7 protein-coding genes, 1 pseudogene and 1 CRISPR repeat array are annotated in these 11,941 nt (G+C 48.7%); of the genes and pseudogenes, 3 read left to right on the top strand and 5 right to left on the bottom strand.

What is annotated here, in order from left to right:
* Window positions 1-243 precede the first annotated feature (243 nt).
* Window positions 244-578: pseudogene (locus tag U2W12_RS00905) on the bottom strand (transposase); the annotation flags it as partial.
* A gap of 551 nt (window positions 579-1,129) precedes the next feature.
* On the opposite strand from U2W12_RS00905, the gene U2W12_RS00900 reads away from it, so the two are divergent.
* A complete protein-coding gene (locus U2W12_RS00900) occupies window positions 1,130-1,348 on the top strand; it encodes a hypothetical protein (RefSeq protein ID WP_326498792.1) in 219 nt (72 codons plus the stop codon).
* Between the two features lie 162 nt (window positions 1,349-1,510).
* Window positions 1,511-2,497: a DUF535 family protein gene (locus U2W12_RS00895; protein WP_326498791.1), complete on the top strand. Its 987-nt coding sequence runs from the start codon at window positions 1,511-1,513 to the stop codon at window positions 2,495-2,497.
* 87 nt (window positions 2,498-2,584) lie between these two features.
* Here U2W12_RS00895 and U2W12_RS00890 read toward each other — a convergent pair whose 3' ends face one another.
* The 4 genes from U2W12_RS00890 to U2W12_RS00875 form a co-directional block, all read right to left on the bottom strand.
* Entirely contained in the window at window positions 2,585-2,911 is a 327-nt protein-coding gene (locus U2W12_RS00890) for a P-II family nitrogen regulator (RefSeq protein ID WP_326498790.1), read from the bottom strand.
* 13 nt (window positions 2,912-2,924) lie between these two features.
* Window positions 2,925-5,993 (bottom strand): CusA/CzcA family heavy metal efflux RND transporter, encoded by a 3,069-nt coding sequence (locus U2W12_RS00885; protein ID WP_326498789.1) that lies wholly within the window; start codon window positions 5,991-5,993, stop codon window positions 2,925-2,927.
* Entirely contained in the window at window positions 5,990-6,991 is a 1,002-nt protein-coding gene (locus U2W12_RS00880) for an efflux RND transporter periplasmic adaptor subunit (protein ID WP_326498788.1), read from the bottom strand. The genes U2W12_RS00885 and U2W12_RS00880 overlap by 4 nt, the downstream gene beginning before the upstream one ends.
* A gap of 277 nt (window positions 6,992-7,268) precedes the next feature.
* Window positions 7,269-8,645 carry a TolC family protein gene (locus U2W12_RS00875; RefSeq protein ID WP_326498787.1) on the bottom strand — a complete coding sequence of 459 codons (1,377 nt, stop codon included), beginning with the start codon at window positions 8,643-8,645 and terminating at the stop codon, window positions 7,269-7,271.
* A gap of 1,566 nt (window positions 8,646-10,211) precedes the next feature.
* Between U2W12_RS00875 and U2W12_RS00870 the strand changes: the two genes are divergently transcribed.
* Window positions 10,212-10,400 carry a hypothetical protein gene (locus U2W12_RS00870; RefSeq protein WP_326498786.1) on the top strand — a complete coding sequence of 63 codons (189 nt, stop codon included), beginning with the start codon at window positions 10,212-10,214 and terminating at the stop codon, window positions 10,398-10,400.
* Window positions 10,401-10,447: 47 nt separating this feature from the next.
* A CRISPR array of direct repeats spans window positions 10,448-11,915; the repeat unit is 28 nt; unit sequence TTTCTAAGCTGCCTGCGCGGCAGCGAAC.
* Window positions 11,916-11,941: the final 26 nt, after the last annotated feature.

The raw sequence follows: 11,941 nt of genomic DNA, 5'->3' as shown, positions 1-11,941 counted from the left end.
CTTCGGAAGAAGGCTGGGATGAGGGGATCAAAATAAAGTATTTTTCCTTATTTTTGATCCTCCTCACCCCAACCCTCTCCAGCAGGAGAGGGAGCTTTCTTCTTAACTTAACGGCATTGGCCTATACGATGGGAGTAAGGTCTAGCCGATGGTCGCCAATTAGCGCCTGTCGCCCCTTGCTACCCAACGCAAGGTCACCAATCTTTAGGAAACCCGAATTACCGTCGTTAAGGCGTCTACACAGCGATTAGCGCTAAACATAGAGTGATTCCACACCTCCTCATCCGGCGTCAGCCCGGCAAACCAGCGTTACAACAGGTTAAAATCGATCTGCTCTACCAGCTGCCGTTCGGAGCGTATTGAAAACAAAACTTGCAGCAGGCTGGCGCGTAACAAGCGCTCCGGCGGATCGACTCCCGGCCGGTGCGGGCGTATAGCGCGTCGAATTCAGCGTCCAGCGTGATCAACAGCATGTCGACCACCTCCCTGAGTTTCCGCAGGGGATGCCTCTTGGGTATCCGTGCTTCTAAAGTTCGGTAGCTAAACAGTTCTTCTTGGGTAATGTCGGTGCCGCGCATGGTCTGAAACAATCAGTCACAGTATGATGCGAAAAAACGATCTTAAGATATATAACAATACCTTAAGTTGTTTTTGCGTATTCAGACTAACGAACTCATGCGGCTTTCAAGGGAAAAAAAAATCAACAGCCTGTTAACCAAGGAATAGCATGATATTTTAAATTTAATCCTATTAAAATTTCTTTTGACTTAAGCATTTTATTGTTTGAAAAATAAAAATTCAGAACAATCGATAAAATGTTTTTCATGTTTCAGCAAAAACTACTTGTGTGGTTTATATACACCAAGAGAATAGGTTTATTTTCACATTTCAACCATCAATTATCCTGCCAAGTTACTTAGCCATATGCTATAAAAAACAAAGAATTTCAAATAAATAGCCCATAAAAAACCGTGTGGCATGAATAATGCTTTTTCCTTGTGGTCGGAAAATTATTTTCGACAGCGGCCACAAAATCGGTAACCGATCTTGCGGTCGATAACCTTTATCTTGCAATATTTAGGAGCCATCTATGTTCAAGAGCATAGGAACATTATTCATAGCATCCATGATGTCTTTTTCTTCATTTGCGGCTACGGAACAAGCTGCTGCAAAACACGAAGAGGCCGCTAAAGCCCATGCGGAAGTTGTAAAGCATCATAAGGCGGCCGCCAAACATCACAAGGCAGGCAAACATGTAGAAGCGAAGACGCATGCCGAGAATGCCAGCAAAGCTTCGGAAGCCGCGCACATGAAAACCCAAGAAGCCGCCGAGCATTCCGCCAAATAAATCATCCCCCCGGCTTCGTCATCGTCGCTGGGGGCATTTTTTTAAAAATACCGGCACGCTGATTTAACCTTGGCTGTTTTAGCCTCCTTAGGGAAAACGAACATTTCTCGATAAATCGTGGTGATCGCGCCGGATAGCCGAATTTGCATACCGTAACCATCGATGTCACTCGAATCGCCTTTCATTCCAAACCGTTTCACCCGCTTACAGTTCAGCGCATTTAATCCAAGCTACATACAATTAATCAACCATATATCGAGATACTGTCACCCCGACCATACGTACAAAAGGCTGAAGATGTTTTGCCGCAGCCTGCTTTGGTCGAAGCTTTCGGGCCGCTGGTTTCAACAAGTCGCTTGCTCGCCCGTTTTATCCGAATTAGTGCGACAAGAAAAAAGCTTACCGGATAAACTCTATCGCCATTTGTTGCGATTGGATCATTCAATCGATCAGCGCGCGAAAATATTGGGAGACCACTATACTGTCATTGAAAACATCTTAGAGTCCAGACTAATGCAACAAATTTTAGTGAATGGGGGATTGACGATCACTCGGCTCGATATCACGGCCGAGCACAGTTTCGAATTGGTTTTACGGTATGGCGGCTACCCTGGAAAAGAAGGCGAACTGGCGTTTTTTTGGCAGCAAACAGGAGATTTTCCGTTTCTTGCGCGAGTCAGCTTTACCCTGATCCCGCAAGACGGGCATTTATCGATCTATATTGGCGGCATACAAGGGCCGGCTGTAGAAAACGCGCGCAAAATGGTAGCGGAAGCAAGCAAACTCTGCAGCGGGCTCAGTCCTAAACGCATCGCATTGGAAGGTGTTTTTGCTTTTGCCAAACATATTGGTGCCGACACGATTTTGGGCGTCTCGGACGCTCATCATATTTCGCGCAAGAAAAACTCCAAATATTTCAGCTATGATGCGTATTGGCTTGAGTTGGGCGGACAGCGAAACAAGCAAGACGATTATGAACTGCCGCCTCAACCCCTTCATAAACCGTTTCATGAAACACCTACGAAAAGACGGGCTAAATACCGTCGGCAACACAGCTATTTAGAATTTATCCATAACGATGCGCTCAAGGCGCTAAACTCGGCAACTGATCGTATAGAAATACCACAAAATTGTGGCGCAGCGAGTTAAAAAAGCTCAAATGCCATGATCCAGGTCTGAACTGACTCGAGAATCATGGACATGAAAACGCATAAACATTGCGTCTCACTATGACGATCAAGCCAATTCGGGGCCTTTCTCGCCAGTGCTTATACGCCCCCCTTGAATGGCGTCGACGATATAAGCCTTACCATCTCCGTGGTGTCCCGTGTGCGCAATGCGCATGATCGTGTCGAAAATAATACCCGCCATATCATCCGCAGCGAATATTTCGATTCGCTTCTTGCCATAAAAGGGTTGGTATTCGTTGCCGGTTTCGGCGCGTTCGCGACCGAATCCTTCGCAATTAGATACGCTCATGCCGGGAAAATCGGGAATTTCCATAAGCGCATGGGTTACGTGGTTGAGCATGTAAGGTTGAATATAAGCGCGGATTTCTTTCATAACACGTGTCTCCTCAAGATTCCCCTTCTTCGGCAAAGTAGCGATACAGCGCCGGCAACAACGTCAATGTCAATAAGGTTGCGGTCATTAGCCCACCGATGATCACGACGGCAAAGGGTTTTGCGGTTTCCGAACCCACACTGGTGGACAGTGCCGCAGGAAACAACCCCAACATTGCCATCAAAGCGGTCATTACGACGGGCCTGAGGCGGCTGGTCGAACCGTCGACGATAGCGTCGTGCAACGATTGCCCTTCCCTACGTAATTTATTCAAATTCGAAACAAGAATAACACCATTTTGCACCGCAATACCAAAAAGCGCGATAAAACCCACTGCTGCCGATACGCTGAGATTGATACCGGTTGCCAATAGAATCAACAAACCGCCGATCATTGCAAAAGGGACGTTCATCACGATCAGCAAGGCATTTTTTACCGAATGGAAAGCCCAAAAAAGCAAGACGAAAATGAGCGCCAAACTGATCGGTACAATGATCGCCAAACGTTTCATCGCGCGCTGCTGATTTTCGAACTGGCCGCTCCAGACGATGCGATACCCTGGCGGCAAGGCAATCTGCTCGGCAACTTTTTGCTGAGCTTCCGCGACGAAGCTGCCTTGGTCGCGACCGATCAGGTTACATTTGATCGAAATCCGGCGCATATTTTCTTCCCGGCTGATGCGTGATGCCCCCTGATTGATCTTGATCGTCGCCAACTCGGCGAGCGGAATACGGCTGCCGTCCGGAGATTGGACGGTTAGGGACTGAAGACCCGATATGGAATTTCGCGCATCTTCTTCATAGCGCACGGTAATGTCGAAACGGCGTTCTCCTTCGAGAAATTTGGATGCCGCCTTGCCGCCCATGCCGATTTCGATGGTGCGTTCGACGTCGTCTACGTCGATGCCATACCGTGAAATTTTCGACCGGTCGATTTCAACGCTGGCTTGCGCAAGACCGGCCTGCTGTTCCGCGGCGACATCGGTCGAACCGCGGATGGAAGCCAGAATACGGGTAATCTGATCCGCTTTGCTCTGGAGCATTTTGAGATCGCCGCCGAAAATTTTGATGGCGATTTCGCCTTTCACGCCGGAAATCGCTTCTTCGACATTGTCCTGGATGACTTGCGAGAAGTTGGTTTGAATGCCGGGAAAAATACTCAGGCTTTTATCCATGGCCTGGACCAGTTGTTCTTTTTTTCCATAATGCCATTGTTCCTTCGGTTTCAGATCGATCAATACTTCCAGATTGTTAAAGCCTTTGGGATCGGTGCCGTCTTCCGGACGACCCAGTTGCGTCAATACCATTTTTGCTTCGGGAAAGGTTTCCAGTCTTTCACGCACGCCACGCTCAATTTCCTTGGCTTTGGTCAAAGAAACCGGCGTCGGGAGGGTAATCGTCAACCAGATATTGCCCTCGTCAAGTTTCGGCATGAATTCGGTGCCGATGAATCGAATCGAAGCCAAGCTGAGGACAAGCGCCGCGATGGCGGCAATAAAAACTAACCTGGAATTTCTCAGAACCCATTCGAGAAAACGGCGATAATGCCGCTCCATCGCGTGCACCAGCGGATTATGCTGTTCCGCGAGCCGTGGCCCGAGCATATAGTTCAATACCGCGGGAACGAATGTCAGACTAAACAGCATCGAAGCCAACAACGCGAAACTCAGCGTATAGGCCATCGGAGAGAAAATCTTGGCTTCGACGCGTTGAAAGGTAAATATCGGCAAAAACGCAATGATGATGATCGCTTTGGAAAACAAGATCGGTCTGCCCATCTCCGAGGCGGTGACCAGTAGAGATTGGCGCAAATGATGAATATCCGCATTGCGCTGCAGATCCAGAGTAATCTTTACCATCACCGCTTCGACAAGCACGACGGCGCTGTCGACAATGATACCGAAATCGATCGCGCCCAAGGATATCAAATTCGCGGAGATTTTATTGAGATCGACCAATATGAATGCAAAGAGCAGCGACAGGGGGATGATCAAGGTCACTATCACCGCGGCGGCAATACGGCGCAAGAAAATCAGCAAAATTGCCAGAATCAGCACAGCACCTTCGAGCATATTGTGCTCGACGGTATGAACAGTGTGTCCGACCAGTTCGGTGCGATCGTAGATCGGAGTGATCTTTACCCCCGGCGGCAGTCCGAAGCTGTTAAGGTCGGCGATTTTTTCCTTGACGCCTCTTAATACGTTGATCGCATCGCGGCCTTTGATCAACAAGACGATGCCCTCGACAACATCGTCTCTCTGATTTAATCCCACGATACCTTGACGGGGCTGCGGACCGACGGCAATGTCGGCGACGTCCTTAACTCGAACCGGCACTCCGGCGACACTGGTCACTACGATATCGCCGATTTCATCGACCGATTTTAACAACCCTACGCCGCGCACGACCAAAGCCTCGTCGCCGTGTTCAATGTATCCGCCACCCGTATTGGCGTTATTGGAAGCGATTGCCTCAAATACTTGATTCAGCGTCACGCGATAATTTTTTAGGCGGTCCGGTTTGGCGGATACGTGGTACTCTTTTATCCCGCCGCCGTAGGAAACCACATCCGCCACGCCTTGTACGGTGCGCAAGCGCGGTTCGATTACCCAGTCCTGAAGCGCGCGCTGTTCGACCAAAGGTAGATGTTTGGCATCGATCACGTAACGGTAAATTTCGCCGACACCGGTCGATAACGGCCCCAATTGCGGTTCCGTATCATTCGGAATATCGGCGTTTTGCAGGCGCTCCAGCACCTGTTGCCGCGAAAAATAATCTTCGGCATCGTCATCGAAGGTTAACGTGACAACCGATAATCCGAATATAGACACTGATCGCATATTCATCAGGTGAGGCAAGCCGTTCATCACCCGTTCAATCGGCAGGCTGACCAGTTTTTCAACTTCTTCCGGGGCCTGACCGGGAAATTGTGTGACGACTTGCACAAAAACGTTCTGCACATCCGGAAACGCCTGCACCGGCAGTTCTTCGAAAGCAACAATGCCGGATATGGCGACAGCCAACGTCGCGCCAAGAACCAGTAGCCGTTGCTGAAGACAAAAGGTTATGATGCGTTCAATCATGAACCACCTCCCTGTGCGGAGGACGATTGATCGCTGCTTTCTTCGACCGCTTCTTCGGTACGGAGCATCAGCGCGCCTTCGACAACCAGATTTTCACCCGGCTTTAAGCCTTCTTCGACGACGGCTTTATCCTTGAGCCGCAAGCCGATTTTAACGGCGCGTTTGTGATACCGATTGCCGCCGATCGAAACAAAAACATAATCGGATTCGTCCTCGGTAAAAACCGCGGTGAGCGGGACCACGATCGCTTTGTCTTCGGGGTCGCTCAATATATTAACGGTGGCATACATGCCGGGAAGGAGTTTTTTATCCGGGTTCGGCAATTCGCAGCGCACCATGACCGTCCGGGTATTTTCATCGAGAATTTGACCTATGTATTTGACGGTGGCCGGAAATTGTTCGTCAGGATAGGCGGGGACGGAAATCAAGACGCGTTGTTCCGGTTTGATCTTGGAAAAATTCACTTCGAAAATTTCTATCTGCACCAATAACTTGGACAGATCTGAAACAACAAAAAGCGGGTCCGGCAAATCGGGCCGCACTTCCATGCCCGGTGTAATATGGCGCTCAACAACAATACCGGAAATCGGCGAACGGAGCGCAAATTTCCCATCCGCCTGCCGTCTGTTTAAACGAAGGTTTTTCAAACGGTCGCGTGTCCGAGCGGCTTCGCTCTGTGAACGAGCCAACTCATCAAACGCCTGCTCCATCTCTTTTCGCGCTGCCGCATTGCCTTCATAAAGCGCTTTCTGACGGCTATATGCCCGATCGGCCAGTTTCACATCGGCTTCAGCCTTCACAAACTCAGCGATGGCCGCCGCCACATCGGGGCTATTCAGTTCTACCAAAGGACTGCCTTCCGTGACGTGCTTGCCTAACGGCGCCGGTTCGGATAGGACGCGCCCGGAAACGGGGGAACTGATCCTTGCGGTCGCGCGTTCATCGTAAATCACTTTGCCTGCCAAGGGTTCCAACAGCGGACGCTGGACTGATTCCAATGAAGCCACTTTGATGTAAGCATTTTTTGGGGAATCGGGTGCCAAATAAACCACACCAGGCTCTTGGAGCGGCTTCGGTTGCCGCTTTTCATCGTTGGGATTGGAACAACCCCCTGCGAAAAACATCCAAATAAACAAAATTAAAATGTGAGTTTTATGTTTGTTGGCGATATGAAAATCCAGCCAAAGTCCTCTCATGATGGTTCCCTAATAATTTCGCAAGGCGTTCCTACAGGATAAGTTCTGTATCTCGCGGGGCGCGTGATCAAAATGGCAATCATTTTACTTCCAGGCCCATTGAGGAGTCAGCATCGCTCGTTTTTTCGCCCACTGCGGCAAGCAAGTCTGCAAAGGAACTGGATTGATTGTTCAGCGCCGTATAGTAATCCATCATGGTATTTTTATAATTCCTCTCGGCCTCTATGAGATCAATGATGCTAGTGGCGCCTTTCGCATATGAAAGCTCTGCTGCTTCGCGCACACTGCGGACATCGTCGAGAATTTCGCTCTCAAAGCGTTTTGCGACCAAGGATGAGCTTTTCCAGGCCGCATAGGCGCTGACGACATCCGCACGAATACTCTGTTCCGCCTGATCCAACTGCAACATTGCATTACTTAGCTTAACCGCGGCTTGATCGATTTCACCCTTGTTCCGGTAAAACACAGGCAGCGGGACCTGGACGCCTACTCCAAAGGTGTTGAGATCGATATTCCCCGGATCGTGCTGGTAATAGCCGCCAACGGTGACATCGGGTATGACCTGTTTACGCGACAGACTCAAATCACGTTGCGCCTGTTCGATGCGAAGTTTCGCCGCTTTCAGATCGGGCCGCTGTTCCAGCGCTTTATTGAAAAGCGCATCCCGCCCTTGGCTTTGCCCTATTTCCGTTGGAGTAGGCCATTGATCCTCTGCTTTGAACTGCATCGCCTCATCGGGCCATGCCAGAAACACAGCCAGGTCGGAACGGGCTTGATCGAGCAGCGCCAAGGATTTATCAAGATCGGATTGGGCCTTGCCGGTTTCTACTTTGATCCGCAAAAAATCAGAGACGGAAATATCGCCCAGATCTAACCGCAATCGATTCGCACTCAAAATCGCCTGATAGTGACTGACGTTATCTAAGGCAAAATCATAAGTTTTCTGGGCCAGCAGCAGACTGTAAAAAGACTTGCGCACCGCATTACTGAAGGTACGCACCGCATCATACAAATCCTCTTCGAATGCCTTGGTAGCCAATTGGCTGCTTTCGATTTTTATCTGCCGCTTGCCGGCGGTTTGGATCAATTGGTCGATACGTACGCCTGTGGCAGGACCCACCCCATTATTATTGGTTTTACCGCCAAGCTCGTAAACGTCCAGACTCATCACAGGATTCGGTATTGCAGCGGAAATTATTTCGCTCGCTTTTGCAGTTGCAATATTATATCGGGCTGCAATCAAATCGAGATTCCGTTGATAAAACAAGGCCAGCGCTTGTTCTTCGGATAAAGGCACTTCTTTTATTTTGCTTTCCGAGCGATTGTTTACTGTAGCGGATGTAGCCGGAGCCTTGGGGATATCATTTTTCGCGTAAGCAGGAACGCAAAATTGGGAAAGAAGAATGAACAACACGCCTTTTTTACAAACAAAAAAGAAGGTTTGTTTCCGTGTCATAGACCAAATCACTGTTAGGGACAAGCAAAGCACCCCTGCTTTGTATTATGATTGACAAGCACAATAAAATTGTGCGCACTGAGTTCGTACTTTGGAAGGGCTTGGTTGCACAAACAGATAAATAAATTATTTATTTACATTACATATTTTATAAAAAATAGTCTAGCTCGGATTTATGCAAAAAAGCCCTTTGGAGGCGGTTTAAATTATGATTTTACTGCGGCATAATTGTCAATACACTTTATACAAGCCACTTCAGGCTGCTTAAAAACACAGATTGAAAGTTAGCCATGCACTGCATATTGCGACAAAAAAACACAAAATACTACTCTATGCTAATAGAGTATTTTAAAATTCGGCCTTTTTCAACAGCCTGTTAAAGCTTGATATGACTGAAAAAAAAGTTAAGTATCTTCAGGCCTAAAATAGATAAAGGAAACGATGAAACCACTAACAGCGTGGTGAATCCCAATGCTTTGTAAATATCTTTTTTAGAGGTCATTTTTCTATTCATAGTTATTTCCCGGTTTGTTTAGTTGAATTACTTCGCAATATAAACGTTTCATATCAGTCTTATTACAACAGTGAAATTATCAGATGAAAAAAATCTTGGCTGCTTTTACCCGGCCTCAAATTAGGTAACAATGATTGTGTTCCGAGCAATCTTAACTGGGATATAAATCGCTATTGACAAGCGATTCTTTCATACGAAAATAAATTGAACATTAAAAATGTGCGATTGTTTTGAATGGGCTTCTCCATTCCAACCAATCTTCGCAACTGACGCAAAATAACACCTCAAGTTCGTGAAATTCCACTTTAATTAACAAACGCTCTTCAAAGCCCGTAAACGGTTTCGCCTCTGGCGCTTACCGGACTCTCCCCGAACCTGCCGACACTGATCTCGCACGAAGCGACGGCACCACGCTGGTACGTTGCGCATCAGCGTAGCCGATGTTTCCACGCGCGGCTTTCTCCTAAAGAGATGTCAGCTTTCACCGTGTATTCGGCTCGGCTTGGAAATGAGGATTTCGGCTGCACTGATAGATGCATCGATCTTATGGTTTAAAAATGCCATGATAAAATCATAAAAAATGAGCAGCAATGTTTATGCCATCATTAAGTTTATTTTTAATGACACCACTGAACACCCTTTATCCAACGAAAGTCATTGTTGTTTTCATAGGCGCCCCTCTGCTTAAATAAGGTAATTGACGTGAAACATTTGGGGGATTACAGCAGCTTGAGGTTGGAAAGCACCACCTCGCATCCAATTATCCGCATGTAACGCAGCCATGGTTAACCCATGTAAATCGATTTAGCGATCGAGCCTGGCATACCGAAGAGAAGCACCGATTTCTGTATAAGCGCCTAACAAAAATTTTACATGAATTCTTTTTTGACGGATCCGTCGAATAAAGGGGCACTGAACCACGGCGCCTTTCAATTTGCTGCCAGGCGTTTAAGAAAGGCCGTATATGCATTGCTGGTGCCTCGCACAGGGATTTTCTTACCCAGTTTACGCGACGGCGGGGCATTGAAAATCAACTGCACTAGGTTTTGGACATGTCATTCGGCAAGGACCAAAGCCGTATACGTAACGGCAATGCACTCAACAATATCGCCATTATCCGACTTGCGGCATTAAACATGGTGAGACGCGCCAAAACAAAACGCATATCCATAAAACGCATGCGTACAACGGCTGGCTGGGACGATGCGCTTTTAACTGCCATATCGATTCAAGTATTTTAATAAGGTGATCCTGGACATGGCATGGAGTATTGTTGACTTTTATCTATAAGCTAAGCAGCCAGTCCGGCAGCGGACTTCACTCGATGAAGACCGTTACCAATCAAAACTTTCTAAGCTGCCTGCGCGGCAGCGAACGAACTGGACTGCCTGGCGGGCTAAACCTTAACTTTCTAAGCTGCCTGCGCGGCAGCGAACCCAAACCGGGCGACTCTGCGCGCCTTCCTGCCTTTCTAAGCTGCCTGCGCGGCAGCGAACTCGGAAACTTCGCGAATCGGGTCTTTGATTTTTTTCTAAGCTGCCTGCGCGGCAGCGAACCCTCGGGAGTCTATTATCAGCGTGTTTATTTTTTTCTAAGCTGCCTGAGCGGCAGCGAACCGATAAAATATTCCGCTCGGCCAGAGACAACTTTTCTAAGCTGCCTGCGCGGCAGCGAACAGATACACGGACGCCATGTTCCGGCATCTTCTTTTCTAAGCTGCCTGCGCGGCAGCGAACGGTCATGGCATTAACCCTGGCAGCGGCAGCATTTTCTAAGCTGCCTGCGCGGCAGCGAACCTTGCGCGACGGTTTCGGCCAGGCGGATAGACTTTCTAAGCTGCCTGCGCGGCAGCGAACACCCACTTGCGTTCGAGACTCGGCCTCGATGATTTCTAAGCTGCCTGCGCGGCAGCGAACATAAGCCGCGATGGATGGCTTCGTATTGGCTATTTCTAAGCTGCCTGCGCGGCAGCGAACTTGCCAGTGCTGCCGCCGTTGCCATCGATAAATTTCTAAGCTGCCTGCGCGGCAGCGAACACGATTGGGATAAATTTTCCGGACCACTCAACTTTCTAAGCTGCCTGCGCGGCAGCGAACCCAGCAAATCGCCCAGTACGCCCGCCGCTTGCTTTCTAAGCTGCCTGCGCGGCAGCGAACAACGTAGTCAAGCGGCTTTGGCATTTTCCCGTTTTCTAAGCTGCCTGCGCGGCAGCGAACAACGCCTAATATTTCAGATGATGAAATCTGGCTTTCTAAGCTGCCTGCGCGGCAGCGAACTCAAGCGTCCTGTGTTGCTTCTTCTGGTCAGTTTTCTAAGCTGCCTGCGCGGCAGCGAACATACCGCTAAGTCTTCCGCTCCTTCTTACTTCTTTCTAAGCTGCCTGCGCGGCAGCGAACAGGCTTTATCGGCTGAGTTGTATTCGATTTTTTTTCTAAGCTGCCTGCGCGGCAGCGAACAGGCTTTATCGGCTGAGTTGTATTCGATTTTTTTTCTAAGCTGCCTGCGCGGCAGCGAACCTTTGCTTTCGTTGACTGGGTCAATTTTACATTTTCTAAGCTGCCTGCGCGGCAGCGAACAATAAATATTTATTTATGGATTCTCTATCTATTTTCTAAGCTGCCTGCGCGGCAGCGAACTGGCATCCGCGCATGATTCCGCATCATTTGTCTTTCTAAGCTGCCTGCGCGGCAGCGAACCCTCTCCAGCCATCCCTGCTGGATCATATCGATTTCTAAGCTGCCTGCGCGGCAGCGAACAGTTGGATGAGTTGAAAGGCGGAAGT

This window comes from Methylomicrobium sp. Wu6 (assembly GCF_035916875.1).
Classification (GTDB): Bacteria; Pseudomonadota; Gammaproteobacteria; order Methylococcales; family Methylomonadaceae; genus Methylomicrobium.
The sequence above is the reverse complement of the archived record's forward strand: the minus strand, read 5'-3'. Positions and strand labels throughout refer to the sequence as shown.